The sequence below is a fragment of the Lysinibacillus sp. OF-1 genome, from assembly GCF_028356935.1.
GTDB classification, from domain to species: Bacteria; Bacillota; Bacilli; order Bacillales_A; family Planococcaceae; genus Lysinibacillus; species Lysinibacillus fusiformis_D.
Genome location: NZ_CP102798.1, coordinates 1,198,865 through 1,217,860 on the forward strand (window position 1 = coordinate 1,198,865; position 18,996 = coordinate 1,217,860).

The following is an 18,996-nucleotide window of genomic DNA, read 5'->3' on the forward strand; positions in this document are numbered from 1 at the left end:
CCAAAACAAATGGAGGGTCCAACACATGGCAATTCAAAAATTGTGGAAAAAAGGTCTAATCGGTGCATTAGCCATTTCCATGTTGGCAGCATGTTCTGACAGTTCATCTAGTGCAAATGAGGTAAACAAGGATTTATCGCTTGAAGAAATTACAGAAAAAGCAAAGGAAGAGGGCACTGTTAACTCTGTTGGTATGCCAGATACATGGGCGAACTGGGTGGAAACTTGGGAAGAGCTAGGAACCGAATATAGCATCAAACACAAGGATACGGATATGTCGAGTGCTGAGGAGTTAGCGAAGTTTGAAGCAGAGAAAGATGATGCGACAGCCGATATTGGGGATGTTGGAATTGCCTTTGGACCAATCGCTAAGGACAAGGGCTTAACATTACCATATAAAACTTCCTACTGGGATGAAATACCGGATTGGGCAAAAGACGATGAAGGAAACTGGATTGTTGGCTATACTGGAACAATTTCATTTTTAACAGATACAAATAATGTAAAGAATGCCCCGACCTCATGGGAGGATCTGAAAAATGGGGATTATACAGTCAGTATTGGAGATGCATTAACAGCTAACCAAGCGCAGTTTGCTATTTTAGCAGCAGCTATGGCCTTTGGTGGAGATGAATCAAACATCCAGCCAGGCGTTGATTTCTTTGCTGAATTAGCGAAACAAGGTCGTTTACAGGGGGATCCATCAGTAGCGAACTTAGAAAAAGGTGAAATCGATGTAGCGATTTTATGGGATTTTAATGCATTAGGCTATCGTCACCAAATCGATGAGGAGCGCTTCGATGTAGTGATACCAAAGGAAGGATCTGTTACTTCTGGTTATGCAACAATTATTAATAAATATGCCAAAAACCCTCATGCTGCCATGCTAGCACGTGAATACATTCTATCTGACGCTGGTCAAGAAAATTTAGCAAAAGGCTATGCGCGTCCGATTCGAGACAACGTAGAACTTCCACAAGATGTAAAGGATTTATTATTACCAGCAGATATGTATACGAATGCACAGCCAGTAAAAGATCAAAAGAAATGGGAAGAAACAACAAAGCAAATCCCTCAACTCTATCAAGAGCAGGTGTTAATCCATGCAAAATAACAAAGTGGTTCTTATTGTCATCGATGCATTGCGCTTTGATACAGCCTGTACACATATGGGATTCTTGCACCATTTAGTGGAGCGTCAGGTGGCTGCTCGCTATAAGATTTGCGCAGAGGTGCCATCATTATCAAGGCCATTATATGAGACGATTTTAACGGGGACACCCCCTATTGTTCATGGCGTTACTAGCAATATGACGGTACGCTTATCGACGCAGAAAAGTGTCTTTCATGTCGCGAAGGAGCATGGTTTGTCCACGGCAGCCTCCGCCTATTATTGGGTGAGTGAGCTTTATAATAGAGCACCATTTAACTATATGGAGGACAGGCTACAGCTTGATACGCAATTACCGATTGACAATGGCTTGTTCTATTTTGAGGATCATTATCCAGATAGTCATGTATTTGCTGATGCAGCTTGGTTAATGGATCAAAAGCAGCCTGATTTCCTTTATATTCATCCTATGAATGTTGATGATGATGGTCACAAATTTACGGCGGATTCTGCACAATACCGCAATCGTGTGTTAGCGATGGATGCTCTGCTCTCATTATTTATTCCAAAGTGTATGGCACAGGGCTATGAGGTAATTGTGACGGCTGACCATGGTATGACAAGTGATGGTAATCATGGTGGAACAACGCATGAGGATCGTCATGTCCCACTGTTTGTCATTTCGGATTCCGTCAAGGCTGGTATAAAAGAAGAGATTATTTCGCAATTACAAATTGCACCACTGTGCTGTCATTTATTAAATATGGAGCCTGCGGATGATATGGAGCCCCTTTTGCTAGAAGGTGTGTATACAGCAAAAGAGGTGTAACTAATAGTAGTCGCTCCTTTTAGGTTGGAGCGACTACTATCCTTCTTGAGCCGCAAGTAATTATAGAAAGAAGTGGTTGTGTTGATATCGAAGCGGCAGTCCATTGCCTGGCTTTCGCCTTTTCTTGTACTACTCTTATTATTTTTCCTAGTGCCTTTACTGTATATGCTTATTACGAGCTTTCAAAATAGTGAGGGCTTTACATTAACGCAATACGAGTCCATTTTTACGAACGACTATATATTGCAAGGCTTTAAAAATAGTATTACATTGTCTGTTGTATCGGCTGTTATTGCATTAGTAGTCACATTGTTCGCTGTTTATGCCATGATGAAGTTGACTGAGCCAGTACGGGAGAAAATTTTAATACTAACGAACTTAACATCCAATTTTTCAGGTATACCGCTAGCATTTGCTTTTATCGTTTTACTTGGTAATAGTGGTCTATTTACATTGTTATTTGAAAAATGGGACATTGATGCTTTGACATCCTTTTCTCTTTATAGCTGGGGTGGTTTATTACTTATTTATATTTACTTCCAGCTGCCATTATCGCTAATGTTGTTATATCCCATTTATGATGGGATTCAGCAACAGTGGAAGGAGGCAGCAGCTTTATTAGGAGCGTCTATTTGGCAATTTTGGCTGAAGATTGGTTTACCAGTTATGTTACCTGGGATTGTAGGAACGTTTAGTGTGTTATTTGCTAATGCAATGGGAGCGTATGCCTCTGCCTATGCTCTAACAAGCAGTAATTATAATTTAGTGGCCATTCGTATAGGTTCCTTAATAAAAGGTGATATTTTTGCTCAGCCAGAGCTAGCTAGTGCCATTGCTGTTATATTAGCAGTGACAATGGTGACAGCCATGCTAATTAGTGAGTGGAGTATCTCTAAAACAAGGAGGAAAGTAAAATGAAAAAGCGAGGCTTGGCTGATTTCTTTTTCCTCTTGTTAGTGGGGTATTTACTATTGCCAGTATTGGCAACGACGCTTTATGCATTTGCATCGAAATGGAATAAAACAATATTACCAGAAGGACTTACATTAAAATGGCTTGCCACATTGTTTCAGGATACCGATTTTATCCAGGCATTTGGCCGTTCTGTGTTATTAGCAAGTGGTGCGGTTAGTATTGCACTCCTTGTCATTGTGCCAGCCATTTTCGTTATTGTTTTGTATTTTCCTACATACGAAAAATGGATACAGATAGCAGTGGTCATGGTCTATTCTTTCCCTGGAATCATTTTAGCTGTAGGGCTCATTCGAGTGTATAGCCAAATAGGTATACCAATGATATTCGTTGTTCTAGGAGCCTATGTGGTGGGGATTCTTCCTTATATCTATCAAGGAACAAGAAATAGTTTAAGAAATATAGATGCAAGGCAGCTACTTGATGCGGCCCAATTGCTTGGTGCATCAAAAAGGCAGGCTTTCACAAAAATTTTACTGCCTACCGTTTATCCAGGCTTATTTGCAGGTGCTTTGTTATCATTCTCCGTCTTATTTGGTGAATTTGTTTTGATTAACCTTGTGGTTGGTTCTCGCTTTGAAACAGTTCAAATTTACTTAATGAAAAAGCTTAGCACAAGTGGACATATTGCAAGTGCAGTTGTTTTTATCTATATCGTGCTAATGGGTCTATTAACATTTGTCATTGCCATTGTAACAAAACGATCGAAAGGTGCTACAAATCTATGAGTTATCTTATTATTGAAGGGCTTCATAAAAAATATGGACAAGCAACGGTTTTAAGCAATATTCAGATGAATATCCAAAAGGGTGAATTTATTACATTGTTAGGTCCTAGCGGCTGTGGCAAGAGCACCATTTTGCGCATTGTGGCAGGCTTAACAGATGCATCGTCTGGTAAAATTACAATTGAAGGAAAAGATATGAGTGGCGTACAGCCAAAGGATCGTCAAGTGGGCATGGTCTTTCAATCCTATGCACTCTTTCCTAATATGACTGTGCAAGAAAATGTTGCCTTTGGTTTGCGCATGCAAAAAGTCAATGCGGCAGACATCGAGCAGCGTGTTCAAGAAATGCTAGCCCTCGTTCATCTAAGTGAGAAAGCCAATGCTTACCCAAACGAATTATCGGGGGGGCAACAGCAGCGTGTTGCTCTGGCACGTGCGTTAATCGTCCGTCCTAAAGTGCTGCTATTAGATGAACCCCTTAGTGCACTCGATGCTCAAATTCGCAAGAAGCTACAAGCAGATTTACGAGCTATTCAACGTAAGCTCAATATGACAATGATTTTGGTAACGCACGATCAGGAAGAGGCTATGGCCGTTTCAGACAGAATATTTGTCATGAATAATGGGAGCATTGCTCAAAACGGTACACCAACAGAGATTTATACAAGACCGAATAATGAATTTATTGCAAACTTTATTGGGCATTATAATGTCTTTACACGCGAGACTTTAGAAAACATGCTTGGAGAATCTTTAGTCGAGCAAGCCTCTAAATTTGCCATTCGACCAGAAGCACTGCATCTCAATCAACGAGAAGGAGATATGTGTCTAGTAGGAATCGCTAAACAATCATTAATGAGTGGCAATATTATTCGTACTACATTTGATGGTGAAACGGTGTTTACAATGGAACAACTACATCAACAAGGCTATTCGATTGAAATGGGCAAATCCTATAACTGTTATGTCGCAAAAGAAGATGTGATTGCACTATCATGACGTACGCCAAACTTGAAAGATTTGATTTTATATTAAAGCAATTAGAGAGAGACGGGAAAATCATTGTTGCCAATATTGCCGATGCCCTTCAGGTAGCACCAGAAACAATTCGCCGAGATTTTGATGAATTAGAGCAGCAGCATTTATTATCAAGAGTCCATGGTGGGGCTATTAAATATACGAACGTGCGCAACGAGCCTGTATTTTTACGCAAGCTGCAAATGCAAAAAGAGGCAAAGCGCCAAATTGCTCGTATGGCAGCAAAACGTATTTGTGATGGTGATACCATTGCAATTGATACAGGTACGACAACGGTCCATATGGCCGATTTTTTACTAGCGGTTGATGATATAACGGTTGTAACGAACTCGATTGCAGCAGCAATACAATTTAATTTAGCCATAGAAGAACGACGTATGACAGGCAAGGTCATATTACTAGGAGGCACTGCGAATCCAAAACAATCTTCAGTTGCAGGCGCTATGACTTTAGAGATGCTTGATAATATGAATTTTGATAAGACATTTTTATCGTGCGGTGGCATTAGTGACGGCATTGTTTATGATTACGATTTGGATGAATCCCTTATTTCTAAGAAGATGCTCAAGCATAGTAAAGTGAGTTATTTATTAGCCGATGCAACCAAAATAAATGGCAAATCATTTTTTCAAATTTGTCATCTTGATGAATGTACAGAAATTCTTTGTGAAAGTACTTGTCCATTAGAATGGCAAGCCTATGAGGAAAAATGGACGGTATGTAATGGAGGGAAAAGTTGATGACAATTGATTATCATGTACATTTAGAAGAGGGACCTTATTCATTTCGCTGGCTAGAGCGTACATCACAGGCACTGGAGTTTTTCCAGCATGAGGATGAGGCGAAAAAAGGCTCCAAGCAACAAATGTCCTGTCAAGTACAGCGGTTAGTACAGCGAGTGCAAAAGGGGTGTTATAGTGAGGAATGGTTGGATTTATATCTCGAACAGGCCAAGCAGCTTGGCTTGCGTGAGGTAGGCATTGTTGATCATTTATATCGTTTTCAAGAAACGCGTGCCTATTTCGAACGCTTTATGAGGTTGGATGATAGTGAGATTGGTCAAGTACAGCGCTATTGGCTAGATCGCGTGATGACAGAGAACATAGATGCCTTTGTGTCGACCATTCAGCAGGCGAAGGAAAAATGGCGTCAACATGGCATTACTTTGAGACTGGGTATAGAGGCAGATTATTTTATTGGCGGGGAAGAGCAATTAGCTGCTTTATTAGCTGGTTATCCTTGGGATTATGTGATTGGTTCTGTCCATTTTGTTGACGGCTGGGGCTTTGATAATCCTCAAACACAACATCTTTTTGAGCAAATGGATCAGTCTGCTTTACAACAAAGTTATGAGCAATTTTTTAAGGTTGTCGAGCAAATGATTCATTCCAATATGTTTGATTTTGTTGCACATTTAGATAATTTTAAAGTATTTAATTATCAGGTGGAGAATCATGCTTTTCTTGATGCCTGGTATAAACGGATTGCCCAGGCCCTAACGACAACTCAAACTGCCACTGAAATCAATGCTGGGCTGTATTATCGTTACCCTGTAAAGGAAATGTGCCCAGGCCCTCGTTTTTTACAAACCTTACTTGACCATGGAGTGGCTTTTACTATATCCTCTGATGCGCATTTTCCTGATGATCTAGGTAAATATACAAGTGCTAATACCGAGCTACTAAAAAGTCACGGTGTTCAAGCTATTGTTGCTTTTGAGCAGCGAGTCAAAAAAATGATAGCATTAACGTGATGGAAAAAAGGTGATGTCAACAGCAGAAACAGCCATTTTGAAAGGCGAGGGGTTGATTTCCGTTCTGCCAGCGTCCTTTCCAGGGGGCGTCCGACGAGCTGCTTCACTCACTCCGTGCGCTCCAATGTCTCAACTGTGACGCTAATCCCCTAGGAGTGACGTTGGCTCCGCTCCAATCAACCATTCTGCAAAAGTGTCTTTTCCTGAACAAAATAGCCCATTATTTATATTATAAGAGAGGAGATAGCCTCTTATTTTCAATGTGGAGAAGTGATGTGTGACAACATCCCTCCACTTGAACCTTTGCAAAAAAAGTTAACATTTTTATGGAGTGGAAGGCTACTTGACTCCCGTGGGATAGGGAGACAGGCGAGCCGACAGGAAAGTAAGTAATCTGCAACGGAAATCCATTTTCACCTTTCACAAAAATTCTATGGATAGTTTTGTTTTTCAACACTATGAAAAGGCACTAAAGTTACATAATAGTGCCTTTTCATTCTGTTACATAAGTATAATGTAGCTGGCATACAAATGATTAAATTCATTTTTATAATGTGAGGCGAGTCAAATTGACATGTATAAAAGAACAACCCTTTTTACCTATTATTATACAATCGGGTCAGTATGCCTACGGGGTTGCCCGCTCTTTTTATGAAGCGTATCGTATCAAGAGTCTTGTTATTGAGCCCACCGTAAAAGGGGCAACAATGCGTTCACTCTTTTTGGGAGGCTCACAGGGAATTGCTACGCAAAATAGTAGCATTCTGGATTTTCACTATGTAGAGCGTCTAGATGACCCTGCCCATTTTGTACAAGCTTTAATCCAGGTTGCCATGCAATGCCAACAGAATAAATTGATTTTAATCGTTTGTGACTGCTATTATGCAGAGCTTATCATTGAAAATAAAGAACGGCTTGAAAAATATTTTATTTTACCTTATATAGATCAAGCTTTACTAAAGAAGGTGCAAACGAAGGAAAAATTTTATCAGCTTTGTGATCAGTATAAGTTAAACTACCCCAAAACCATGATCATAACTAATGAGCATCACGCAGTCAGCGAACTCCCTTTCCAGTATCCCATTATCATTAAACCTTCCAATGCAGTGACATATACGCACTGTTCATTTCCCGAAAAGAAAAAAATATTTCTTGCAAATAATGCCAGTGAGATGCAATACATTATTCGCAGTATTTATCGTTCTAGCTATGAAGATTCCTTGATTGTTCAAGAATTTATTCCAGGTGATGATTCTTCTATTCGTGTACTAGATGTATTTGTAGGAAGAGATCATAAAGTCAAATTGATGTGTGTCAGCAATAAACTGCTTGAAGATCCTTCTCCGCAAAATAAAGGTATTTCTTTAGCTGTTATGACAGACTACGATGAGCAGCTAATGGATTCCATTCGATACTTTTTAGAGGACATTGGCTATACAGGTTTTGCTAATTTTGATATGAAATATGATGCTCGAGACGGAATCTATAAGCTATTTGAAATGAATTTGCGAGCAGGGGCTTCCAGCTACTATGTGACGGCGAGCGGTCATAATTTAATGCAGTATATGGTGGATGATTATTTGCTTGGCGTTCATCATGAACGAACGTATGTCCAAACTAAGCATCTATGGTCACTACTTCCGCTAAAAACTTTATTTAAACACATGAACAATGAAAAATTAAAATTAGAAGCAAAGCGATTAGTAAAAGAAGGACGATACACAGATGCATTACTGTATAAAGAAGATATGAATATTAAACGTTGGATGAAGCTGAAATTGTATAATCAGTACTTACATGTAAAGTACAGCAAGTATTTTAATGAAAGCGATGGTTAGCATATGTAAACGAAAGGATAGCGCTTCAAAACTGAAGGATAGAACGCTAAAGCTGATGGATAATTACTCCTATCATCATGTAATTAAGTCGAAACCACGACATTTGAGGCGCAAACCTTGTAGGAAGTATCAACTATTCAGTATAATAATAAAATGGGAATTCAAGTGCATGGATTTCGTTTGAAAGGAGTTACCTGATTGCGATGAATGAGGAACAACGCTTAGCTAATCAACAGGTCAATCAACCAAAAAAAGAAGACAAGCCTGAAAAGGATTATAGTAAATATTTTGAGAAGGTCTTTACAGCACCTTCCTTAAAAGATGCTAAAAAACGTGGCAAAGAAGATGTCAAGTATCATAAGGATTTTAGCATTGCAGAAGAGTTCGCAGGAATGGGCAAAGATCGCACCTTCTATATTCGTACTTATGGCTGCCAAATGAATGAGCATGACACAGAAGTGATGGCCGGGATTTTTATGCAGCTTGGTTACACACCAACAGAGATGATTGAAGAGGCTGACGTTGTCTTGCTGAATACATGTGCTATTCGTGAAAATGCAGAAAACAAAGTATTTGGAGAACTGGGTTTCCTGCTGAAATATAAACGAAAAAACCCTGAGATGCTTATCGGGGTTTGTGGCTGTATGTCCCAAGAGGAATCTGTTGTTAATAAAATTTTAAGAAGTTATCCACACGTCGATATGGTATTTGGTACGCACAATATTCACCGTTTACCAAACATTTTAAAAGAAGCCTATATGTCGAAGGAAATGGTGATTGAGGTTTGGTCTAAAGAAGGCGATGTCATTGAAAATCTGCCGAAAAAACGCCTTGGCTCCATTAAGGCTTGGGTTAATATTATGTATGGTTGCGATAAATTCTGTACGTATTGTATCGTTCCATATACTCGTGGTAAAGAGCGCAGTCGTCGTCCAGAGGAAATCATTGCCGAAGTTCGTGAGTTAGCGGCTGCGGGCTATAAAGAAATTATGCTGCTGGGACAAAATGTCAACGCTTACGGGAAGGATTTTGAGGATATCGACTATCGTCTTGGCGATTTAATGGATGAATTAAGAAAGATCGATATTCCACGTATCCGTTTTACTACGAGTCATCCGCGTGATTTTGATGATCATTTAATCGAAATCCTTGCAAAGCGTGGCAACTTAGTGGAGCATATCCATTTACCAGTTCAATCTGGCTCGAATGACGTCCTAAAAATTATGGCGCGTAAATACACACGAGAGCATTTCCTTGGTTTAGTAGACAGAATTAAAGCCGCAATACCTGAAGTAACATTAACAACAGATATTATCGTTGGCTATCCGAATGAAACAGAGGAGCAATTTGAGGAAACATTGTCCTTATATCGTGAAGTTGGCTTTGAGGCTGCATTTACGTATATTTATTCTCCTCGTGAAGGAACACCAGCTGCCAAAATGGTCGACAATGTACCTGAAGAGGTGAAAAAAGAGCGTCTTCAACGTTTAAATGAAGTGGTGGGTGAATACTCACGCAAAGCATTAGAACGGTTAAATGGTGAGGTTGTCGAAGTATTAGTTGAAGGTACAAGTAAACGACGAGACGATGTGCTAGCGGGCTATACGCGGAAAAATCGTTTAGTAAACTTTAAAGCACCAGCAGAAGTAATTGGTCAATTAGTAAAAGTAAAAATAATAGAGACTACATCTTATTCACTTACGGGTGAATTTGTGGAAGTCGTAAAAAATGAAAAGGTGGAAGCGTAAATGACACAAGTGTTATATACAAAAGAAGATTTAATTAAAAAATCACATGAAATTGCACATATGATTGCAAATACACCAGAGGTTGAATTTTTCAAAAAGGCAGAAGCACAGATTAATGAAAATCAACAAGTACGTGAACGTATTGCAAGCTTAAAAAGCTTACAAAAACAGGCGGTTAATTTCCAACACTTAGGGAAAGAAAAAGCATTAAAAATGATTGAAGATAAAATTGCTAAAATCGAAGAAGAAATTAATGCTATTCCAGTTGTGCAACAATTTAAAGAATCACAAGGCGATGTCAATGACTTATTGCAACTGGTATCGAATACCATCGCAAATAATGTTACAAATGAAATTGTTCGCTCAACTGGTGGCGATGTTCTTCGTGGTGAAACGGGTTCATACGTAGAAAATACTCAGCCAGGTAGCTGCTCTTAATAAATCCTCGAAATCAAAGCTCGAATGACAGCATTCGAGCTTTTTTCATGTCTTCTTCTATTGAAGCATTCCCATGCTATAGCAGACCTCTCACGGAAAAAGATTTGGACGATACTTTTCATTCTCTAAAAATATATGTTCACCCAATGGGCGCTACCTGCATATGATGGAGTGAAAAGAGTCGAAGGAGGAATTGCGCTGAAACGTTTACGACAAATCGTGACGAAAGCAGTAGTTGCCAAAGGGAAGAAGAGAACGGAAGAACGTGTAACATTATCACCAACAAATAAACCGACAAGTATTTTAGGATGCTGGGTAATCAATCATACTTGCTCTGCGAAAAGAGTCGGGAAATTTGTAGAAGTAACTGGGAAATTTGATGTCAATGTGTGGTATGCCTATAGTAACCATTCGAAAACAGCTGTGTTTTCCGAAACGGTTCACTATAAAGACAAAGTGAAGCTTCATTATCGTGAAGGTGAAATTAGCGTTGGTGATGATGTTCGTGTACGTGTGATACAAGAACCAAATTGTATTGAAGCGATTATCTCTCCATGTGGTACGAAGTTTGAAATTGTTGTAGAACGTGAAGTAGTTGTCGAAGTAATGGGTGAAACAACAATTTGTATTAGTGTCCATCCATTAGACTATGAAGAAGATTGGAGCTTTAATGATGAAAGTTCTTCATCCTCCTCATCAAGCTCCAGCTCATCTTCCAGCTCTGATGGAGAAAGCAGGTATGTGTTAGAGTCCTCATCGTTTCCTGATGAACGACCAAGATAAGTCTAAAAAACATCATTTTTTGATACATGCGAAATGCTAGCATCTTAAAAAAGGTGAAGGAAGCGTTTCGCATGTATCTTTTGTTATAATAAAAATATCTATATGGTAAGAGCGAGGTAAATAATTATATGACAACATATACACCAATGATGCAACAGTATCTACAGGTAAAGGAAGACTACAAAGATGCCTTTTTATTTTTTAGATTAGGTGACTTTTATGAAATGTTTTTTGAGGATGCCATCAATGCCTCACAAATTTTAGAGATTACATTAACGAGCCGAGATGCAGGCGCAAAAGAGCGAATACCAATGTGTGGTGTGCCGCATCATTCGGCTAAAAATTATATTGAAACACTTGTGCAAAAGGGCTATAAAGTGGCGATTTGTGAACAAACAGAAGATCCAAAGCAAGCAAAAGGTGTGGTCAAACGTGAAGTGGTTCAGCTTATCACACCCGGAACCATTATGGAAGGTAAGGCGCTTGACGGTAAAACCAACCACTTTATTGGGGCAGCAGAGCAATTAGATGACACGACATTTGGCTATGCCTATTTAGATTTATCGACAGGTGAAGCAGTGGCTTCTTCTATTGAAGGCGATGGAAAAGCCCTCTTAATGCAAATGCAGGCTTATGGTATTCGAGAGCTTATTGTAACGGATAGTTTACAGCTACTATTAGCAGAGCACGCCGTTCATGCTGGGATTGTGCTATCAGTTGAAGTGGATGAAATGCCTATGGACAAAGCAGCAAGCTATTTAGAAGCCGTACCCCAGCCATTACAAGTTGCCTGTCTTCGTTTGTTAGCGTATATCGATCAAACACAAATGCGCTCTTTATCGCATATTCAAGCTTTCACGTTTAATGAAATTAAAAATTATTTACGCATTGATTCTAGCTCCAAACGAAACTTAGAGTTGATTCAATCGATTCGTGGTGGAGACCAAAAAGGAACACTTTTATGGCTATTAGATGATACTGTGACAGCAATGGGTGGGCGAAAATTAAAACAATGGCTACATCAGCCGCTGGCTACTCGTACAGCGATTGAGGACAGGCTGGCGATTGTCACGGATTTATTGGAAGAATATTTTGTGCGCACTGAGCTACAAGCTTCCTTAAAACAAGTATATGATTTAGAGCGTTTGGCTGGTCGTGTTGCGTTTGGCAATGTAGGCGGACGTGATTTAGCCCAATTACGTGATTCATTGCGTCAAGTGCCAGCTATTCAGCAGCAGCTGATGGGGGCAAATAAAGAGACGTTACAGCAATTAGGTGTAGCACTTGATACATGCACAGATGTCGAGGCTTTATTAGCAATGGCGATCACTGATAATCCGCCTATTACCATTAAAGAAGGGGATGTCATCCGTGATGGCTACAATGAGCGCTTAGACGAACTACGCTATGCTGCTCGCAACGGTAAAGATTGGATTGCCCAACTTGAACAAGAAGAGCGAATGAAAACAGGCATTAAAAATTTAAAAATAGGCTATAATCGAATTTTTGGTTACTATATTGAAATTACAAAATCGAATATTCATTTAGCTGACTTAACACGCTATGAGCGCAAACAAACGTTGGCGAATGCAGAGCGCTATATTACACACGAACTAAAAGAAAAAGAAGCATTAATTTTAAATGCAGAGGAAGAAAGCTTAACATTAGAGTACAATCTGTTTGTGGAAATTCGGGAGGCATTAAAGGCATATATCCCACGTGTACAAGCACTTGCAGCAAGTATTAGTGAGCTAGATGTTTTACTAAGCTTTGCAAGTGTTTCAGAAAAATATCGTTTTACAAAACCAGAATTTCATGGTGGACGTGCGCTCGAAATTATAGAGGGACGACATCCAGTTGTTGAAAAAATGTTAAATAAGCAAATGTATGTACCAAATGATTGTGTGCTAGAAGAGCAGCATAATATGATGCTTATTACAGGGCCGAATATGTCTGGTAAAAGTACTTATATGCGCCAAGTAGCCTTAATTGTTGTTATGGCGCAAATGGGCTGTTATGTACCTGCTGAAAAGGCGAGACTGCCTATTACCGATCAAATTTTTACGCGCATTGGAGCGGCTGATGATTTAGCAGCAGGACAATCCACATTTATGGTAGAAATGCTTGAATCACAACATGCTATTATGCATGCAACAAAAAATAGCTTGATGCTATTTGATGAAATCGGACGTGGCACATCGACTTATGACGGCATGAGTTTGGCACAATCGATGATGGAATATATTCATGATAAAATCGGTGCAAATACGTTGTTTTCTACGCATTATCATGAATTAACGGCACTGGAAAAGGATTTACCTCGCTTACAAAATGTCCATGTATCGGCTACGGAAAAAAATGGAACGGTTGTGTTCTTGCATAAGGTGAAAAAAGGAGCCGCTGATAAATCCTATGGTATTCATGTAGCACAGCTCGCACAATTGCCAGAAGAAATTTTAGCGAGAGCGCGTGTTTTACTGGAGAATTTTGAGGCTGGGAAAGAAGTAGTTGCTGAAACACAAGTAATGGCTGAACAACCCGTGCAAATGTCTTTGTTTGCAGAGGAAGAGCCGATTTCACCAGCCGAGGCAGAGGTGCTAAAAAAATTAGAAAAAGTCAATATTTTAGGCACTTCACCTATGCAGGCAATGAATATTTTATATGAGCTACAGCAAGAGCTAATCAACGTAAAAAAATAGATAAAGGAGTGATACGTTAGTGGGAAACATACAAATTATGGACGAGTGGCTATCCAATAAAATCGCAGCAGGAGAGGTAGTAGAAAGACCAGCTTCTGTTGTCAAAGAGCTAGTGGAAAATGCCATTGATGCGGGGAGTACGTCCATTGATGTTTTTTTACTAGAAGCGGGTCTCACTTCCATTCAAGTAATAGATAATGGTAATGGTATGGATGAAGAGGATGCATTGATGTCATTCTCTCGCCATGCTACTAGTAAAATTCATCAGGAACATGATTTATTCCGCATTCGTACACTTGGTTTCCGTGGGGAAGCATTGGCATCCATTGCTTCTGTTTCTAAAATGACGCTGATAACATCAAATGGTGAATCTGGAACGCATTTAGAGCTTGAAGGTGGACATATCCTAACACATAAGCCTGGCCCTTTGCGTAAAGGTACGGATTTAACGGTATCTCAGCTATTTTTTAACACGCCCGCACGCTTAAAATATATGAAAACTATTCAAACTGAACTTGGGCATACGATAGACCTAATGAATCGCCTAGCACTTAGCAATCCACAAATTGCATTCAGATTACTGCATAATGGTCAACAATTATTGCAAACCAATGGGCGAGGAGATGTGCAACAAGTACTGGCCGCTATTTACGGTGTACATAATGCCAAGAAGATGGTGCCGTTCCAAGGCGAATCATATGATTATCGAATTTCTGGCTTTGTGTCCTTGCCTGAGGTGACACGTGCTTCCAAAAATTATATGTCTCTGTTTGTTAATGGTCGCTGGGTCAAGCATTATTTAGTGCAAAAAGTGGTTGTGGATGCCTACCATACGTATTTACCCATCGAACGCTATCCGATAGTTGTCCTTTATATAGAGGGAGATCCTTATTTAACAGATGTCAATGTGCATCCTGCGAAACATCAAATTCGTTTAAGTAAAGAGCCAGAGCTTTTGAAATTAATCGAGGAAACCATCCGTGAAAAAATACGCAGCGTTATTCGCGTACCTCAGATGGAGAAGAAAGAAAAAAGTGTCAAACCTACTAATGAGCAACTTAATATTTGGAAGCCTGCTCCCAAAATAGATGTAGAAAAGATGCATGCAATTGTTGAGAAACTATATGATGTCCAAACCATTCAAGAGAGCAATCGTGAACAGTTGGTCGTGCCAGAGCCTGTACCTACTATGATAGAGGATAGCTGGCAGCCCGATCTGCGATTGGAGACTGAGACAGTTGAACAAGTAAGCAGTGTAGAACAACAAGAAGTAATTGAGAATGAGTCTACGAAAGAGCCATTTCCTGAACTAGAAGTAGTTGGGCAAATCCATGGCACATACATTGTTGCACAAATGGAAGATGGTTTTTATTTAATTGATCAACATGCTGCACAAGAACGCATTAAATATGAATTTTTCCGTGAAAAGGTCGGTCAAGTCAATCCGCATGAACGTCAAGCATTATTGCTTCCACTAACTTTCCACTATGCGGCCGATGAAGCACTTATTTTACGAGAATACAAGCATGAGCTAGAAGCTGTAGGTGTATTTTTAGAGGAATTTGGTCAGTCATCTTTTGTTGTACGTGAGCACCCAAGTTGGTTCCCACAAGGGGAAGAGCAGGAAATCATTGAGGATTTAATTGAACAGGTGCTAACAACGAAAAAGGCCGATGTCAAAAAATTACGTGAAGCAGCGGCGATTATGATGAGCTGTAAAAAATCGATCAAAGCCAATCATTATTTAACAAAAGAACAAATGGAAACATTACTACGAGATTTACGTAATGCAGATAATCCATTTACATGCCCTCATGGACGTCCAGTGCTTATTCATTTTACATCGTATGAAGTGGAAAAAATGTTCAAACGGGTTATGTAGAGACAAGGGGGAAGTTGGGATGGGCGAATTTATTTTAGCGATTGATCAAGGAACGACAAGTTCAAGGGCTATTTTATTTAATAAAAAAGGTGAAATTGTTCATGTCGCACAAAAAGAATTTCAGCAAATTTTTCCGAAGGCTGGCTGGGTAGAGCATAATGCAAATGAAATTTGGGGTTCTATTCTAGCCGTTATTGCGGCGGTCTTAACCGAAAGTGGGCACGAAGCAAGTGAGGTACATGCCATTGGTATTACCAATCAACGCGAAACGACAGTTGTATGGGATAAAAAGACAGGTCAGCCCATTTACAATGCGATTGTCTGGCAATCGCGCCAAACACAGGACATTGTGAATACCTTAAAAGATCAAGGCCATGAAGAGCTTTTTCAGCAAAAAACAGGGCTACGCCTAGATGCTTATTTTTCTGCAACAAAAATTAAATGGATTTTAGACAATGTGGATGGCGCACGCGCAATGGCAAACAATGGAGATTTGCTATTTGGGACGATTGATTCTTGGATTGTTTGGCGATTATCAAAAGGAAAGGCTCATGTAACCGACTATTCAAATGCAGCTCGAACATTGCTTTACAATATTCATGAATTGCAATGGGATGATGAGCTTTGTCAGCTTTTAGCTATTCCAATGTCAATGTTACCTGAAGTGAAAAATTCATCTGAAATATACACGGAAACAGCACCAAGTATTTTCTTTGGTGAAAAAATTCCGATTGCAGGGATTGCAGGTGATCAACAAGCCGCTCTTTTTGGTCAAACTTGCTTTACAAAAGGAATGGCTAAAAACACTTACGGTACTGGCTGTTTTATGCTATTAAATACAGGCCAGCAAGCAGTGACCTCTGAAAATGGTTTACTGACGACTATTGCTTGGGGGATAGATGGAAAAGTGACCTATGCATTAGAAGGTAGTGTTTTTGTAGCAGGGTCAGCAATCCAATGGCTACGAGATGGGCTACGTATGATTCGTACTGCTGAGGATTCCGAAACCTATGCTAAAAAGGTGAAGAACACGGATGGTGTCTACATTGTCCCTGCCTTTGTTGGTCTAGGAACGCCTTATTGGGATACAGATGCTCGGGGTGCCATTTTTGGCTTAACACGAGGAACATCAAAAGAGCATTTCATCCGGGCAACACTTGAATCATTAGCCTATCAAACAAAGGATGTACTGGATGCAATGGAAGAAGCAGCGGGTACCCCGATTGAAGTACTCCGTGTCGATGGTGGGGCTGTTAAAAATCAGTTTTTAATGCAGTTCCAAAGTGATGTTTTACAGCTACAAGTTGAGCTAGCACAGCTTAATGAATCAACAGCACTAGGTGCAGCCTATTTAGCAGGTCTTGCCACAAACTTTTGGCCAAACCAAGAGACCTTATCTGCATTATGGATGAGTGGCCAAACCTACCAACCACAAATGGAGGACGAGCAAGCCACAGCTCTTTATACTGGCTGGCAAAAGGCTGTAGAGGCCACACGAATTTTTAAATCATAGCTATTGGGGGAGAAAGGTATGTTTTCATTTGAGCATCGTCCAAAAATTTTATATTATCTAGAGCACTATAGCTTTGACGTATTAGTCATTGGTGGTGGTATTACAGGTGCAGGAATTGCATTAGATGCCGCATCAAGAGGCCTTTCTGTCGCATTAATTGACATGCAGGATTTTTCAGCTGGTACGTCGAGCCGTTCAACCAAGCTGATTCATGGTGGCCTACGTTATTTAAAGCAATTTGATGTGGGTGTCGTAGCGGAAGTGGGGCGTGAACGTGAAATCGTTTATGATAATGCGGTTCATGTCACAACGCCTGAAAAAATGCTATTACCTTTATATAAGAAGGGCTCACTTAGTCCGTTTACAACATCTATAGCATTAAAGGTTTATGACCGCTTGGCGGGTGTCAAAAAACATGAACGTAGAACAATGTTAAACGTCCAAGAAACCCTAGCATTAGAACCTTTACTTAATGAAGATGGACTTGTGGGTGGAGGGTATTATGTTGAATATCGTACGGATGATGCACGTCTGACGATTGAAGTATTGAAAAAGGCTGCAGAATATGGAGCATTGTGTCTCAATTATGCAGAGATGACGGAATTTATCTACAAAAAGAAAAAGCTTGTTGGCATTAAAGTGAAGGATCATGTTACGGGAACAATACTCGATGTACATGCAGCACAAATTGTCAATGCTACAGGCCCTTGGGTAGATGACGTACGACACAAGGATAAAGTAACAGATAACAAGCAATTACGTCTGACAAAAGGCGTTCATATTGTCCTCAACCAAAAGGATTTTCCACTGAAGCAAGCTGTTTATTTTGATATTCCTGATGGGCGTATGGCTTTTGCAATTCCGCGAGATGACAAAACCTATATAGGGACAACGGATACAGTCTTTGAGGGAAATCTTGTACACCCTGTTGCTACACAGCAAGATGTAGATTATTTAATTGAGGCTGCTAAAAAAGTCTTTCCAACTGCTACTATTACAAGAGAAACGATTGAATCATCCTGGGCAGGAGTACGCCCGCTCATTTATGAAAAAGGAAAGGACCCTTCTGAAATTTCAAGGAAAGATGAAATATGGACAGCGCCAAGTGGTTTAATGACAATCGCTGGCGGTAAGCTCACAGGCTATCGTCAAATGGCTGAAACAATTGTCGATAAAATTGTAAAAGCTCGTCGCTATAAGCATGCAAGTGCTTGTTTAACACGTGAGCTCTCACTGTCTGGTGCAAAAGGAATCAACGCGATTAATTTCCCTGACTATATGGCTTATAAAGCACGAGAAGGTGTACAATACGGCTTAAATTATGATGAAGCCAAACAGCTTGTACAAAAGTATGGCACAAATGTAGATGGATTATTTAATCGTGTTAAATTTTTACATGAACATGGCAGTACAATGCCTCTAGCTTTACACGCTATGCTACTGTATGGCATGGAAGAGGAAATGGTCTATACACCGAGCGACTTCTTTATTCGTCGTACAGGCTTGCTTTACTTCGATATTGAGGCTGTCAAGCTTTATAAGCAGCAAGTAATTCAAGTGATGCAACAACACTTGAATTATACGGAGGAACAAAAACACAAGTATATGGCTGAATTAGAGCAAGCCATTAAGGATGCAACAAATTTTGTGAAAAAAGGGGAGTAA

The 18,996-nt window shown here is 39.9% G+C and carries 15 protein-coding genes; all 15 read left to right on the forward strand.

The window, feature by feature from the left end:
- The first annotated feature begins 25 nt into the window (after positions 1–25).
- The 15 genes from NV349_RS05610 (at position 26) to NV349_RS05680 (ending at position 18,996) form a co-directional block, all read left to right on the forward strand.
- Positions 26–1,114 carry an ABC transporter substrate-binding protein gene (locus NV349_RS05610; RefSeq protein ID WP_101966385.1) on the forward strand — a complete coding sequence of 363 codons (1,089 nt, stop codon included), beginning with the start codon at positions 26–28 and terminating at the stop codon, positions 1,112–1,114.
- Entirely contained in the window at positions 1,104–1,940 is an 837-nt protein-coding gene (locus NV349_RS05615) for an alkaline phosphatase family protein (RefSeq protein WP_036121228.1), read from the forward strand. Before NV349_RS05610 ends, NV349_RS05615 begins: the two co-directional genes overlap by 11 nt.
- Before the next feature lie 72 nt (positions 1,941–2,012).
- On the forward strand, positions 2,013–2,858 hold the full coding sequence (locus NV349_RS05620) for an ABC transporter permease (protein ID WP_271912539.1): 846 nt from the start codon (positions 2,013–2,015) through the stop codon (positions 2,856–2,858).
- Complete coding sequence (locus NV349_RS05625) at positions 2,855–3,640, forward strand: ABC transporter permease (RefSeq protein ID WP_141903508.1); 786 nt, start codon at positions 2,855–2,857, stop codon at positions 3,638–3,640. The genes NV349_RS05620 and NV349_RS05625 overlap by 4 nt, the downstream gene beginning before the upstream one ends.
- The gene (locus NV349_RS05630) at positions 3,637–4,638 is read left to right on the forward strand and encodes an ABC transporter ATP-binding protein (protein ID WP_271912541.1); all 1,002 of its coding nucleotides are present in this window, start codon (positions 3,637–3,639) and stop codon (positions 4,636–4,638) included. The genes NV349_RS05625 and NV349_RS05630 overlap by 4 nt, the downstream gene beginning before the upstream one ends.
- On the forward strand, positions 4,635–5,417 hold the full coding sequence (locus tag NV349_RS05635) for a DeoR/GlpR family DNA-binding transcription regulator (RefSeq protein ID WP_271912542.1): 783 nt from the start codon (positions 4,635–4,637) through the stop codon (positions 5,415–5,417). Before NV349_RS05630 ends, NV349_RS05635 begins: the two co-directional genes overlap by 4 nt.
- The gene (locus NV349_RS05640; protein ID WP_271912543.1) at positions 5,417–6,430 is read left to right on the forward strand and encodes a histidinol phosphate phosphatase domain-containing protein; all 1,014 of its coding nucleotides are present in this window, start codon (positions 5,417–5,419) and stop codon (positions 6,428–6,430) included. Before NV349_RS05635 ends, NV349_RS05640 begins: the two co-directional genes overlap by 1 nt.
- 569 nt (positions 6,431–6,999) lie before the next feature.
- Positions 7,000–8,268: a carboxylate--amine ligase gene (locus NV349_RS05645; RefSeq protein WP_271912544.1), complete on the forward strand. Its 1,269-nt coding sequence runs from the start codon at positions 7,000–7,002 to the stop codon at positions 8,266–8,268.
- Between the two features lie 203 nt (positions 8,269–8,471).
- On the forward strand, positions 8,472–10,016 hold the full coding sequence (gene miaB / locus NV349_RS05650; protein WP_058844647.1) for a tRNA (N6-isopentenyl adenosine(37)-C2)-methylthiotransferase MiaB: 1,545 nt from the start codon (positions 8,472–8,474) through the stop codon (positions 10,014–10,016).
- The gene (locus tag NV349_RS05655) at positions 10,017–10,454 is read left to right on the forward strand and encodes a YlbF/YmcA family competence regulator (RefSeq protein WP_058844648.1); all 438 of its coding nucleotides are present in this window, start codon (positions 10,017–10,019) and stop codon (positions 10,452–10,454) included.
- A gap of 135 nt (positions 10,455–10,589) precedes the next feature.
- Positions 10,590–11,237, forward strand: coding sequence for an outer spore coat protein CotE (cotE, locus tag NV349_RS05660; RefSeq protein WP_170829783.1), 648 nt, complete (start codon positions 10,590–10,592; stop codon positions 11,235–11,237).
- A gap of 128 nt (positions 11,238–11,365) precedes the next feature.
- Entirely contained in the window at positions 11,366–13,936 is a 2,571-nt protein-coding gene (gene mutS / locus NV349_RS05665; protein ID WP_271912545.1) for a DNA mismatch repair protein MutS, read from the forward strand.
- A 19-nt stretch (positions 13,937–13,955) separates the two neighbouring features.
- Positions 13,956–15,818, forward strand: coding sequence for a DNA mismatch repair endonuclease MutL (mutL, locus tag NV349_RS05670; RefSeq protein ID WP_101966384.1), 1,863 nt, complete (start codon positions 13,956–13,958; stop codon positions 15,816–15,818).
- Positions 15,819–15,837: 19 nt separating this feature from the next.
- Positions 15,838–17,331 carry a glycerol kinase GlpK gene (gene glpK / locus NV349_RS05675; RefSeq protein ID WP_271912546.1) on the forward strand — a complete coding sequence of 498 codons (1,494 nt, stop codon included), beginning with the start codon at positions 15,838–15,840 and terminating at the stop codon, positions 17,329–17,331.
- Positions 17,332–17,349: 18 nt separating this feature from the next.
- Entirely contained in the window at positions 17,350–18,996 is a 1,647-nt protein-coding gene (locus NV349_RS05680) for a glycerol-3-phosphate dehydrogenase/oxidase (RefSeq protein ID WP_036124680.1), read from the forward strand.

Coding starts and splice junctions, on each gene's coding strand:
- NV349_RS05635 (WP_271912542.1), top strand. CDS start 4,635: ATGACGTACGCCAAACTTGAAAGATTTGATTTTATATTAAAGCAATTA.
- mutS (WP_271912545.1), top strand. CDS start 11,366: ATGACAACATATACACCAATGATGCAACAGTATCTACAGGTAAAGGAA.
- NV349_RS05625 (WP_141903508.1), top strand. CDS start 2,855: ATGAAAAAGCGAGGCTTGGCTGATTTCTTTTTCCTCTTGTTAGTGGGG.
- miaB (WP_058844647.1), top strand. CDS start 8,472: ATGAATGAGGAACAACGCTTAGCTAATCAACAGGTCAATCAACCAAAA.
- NV349_RS05655 (WP_058844648.1), top strand. CDS start 10,017: ATGACACAAGTGTTATATACAAAAGAAGATTTAATTAAAAAATCACAT.
- NV349_RS05680 (WP_036124680.1), top strand. CDS start 17,350: ATGTTTTCATTTGAGCATCGTCCAAAAATTTTATATTATCTAGAGCAC.
- NV349_RS05610 (WP_101966385.1), top strand. CDS start 26: ATGGCAATTCAAAAATTGTGGAAAAAAGGTCTAATCGGTGCATTAGCC.
- NV349_RS05615 (WP_036121228.1), top strand. CDS start 1,104: ATGCAAAATAACAAAGTGGTTCTTATTGTCATCGATGCATTGCGCTTT.
- NV349_RS05630 (WP_271912541.1), top strand. CDS start 3,637: ATGAGTTATCTTATTATTGAAGGGCTTCATAAAAAATATGGACAAGCA.
- glpK (WP_271912546.1), top strand. CDS start 15,838: ATGGGCGAATTTATTTTAGCGATTGATCAAGGAACGACAAGTTCAAGG.
- NV349_RS05640 (WP_271912543.1), top strand. CDS start 5,417: ATGACAATTGATTATCATGTACATTTAGAAGAGGGACCTTATTCATTT.
- cotE (WP_170829783.1), top strand. CDS start 10,590: ATGTTCACCCAATGGGCGCTACCTGCATATGATGGAGTGAAAAGAGTC.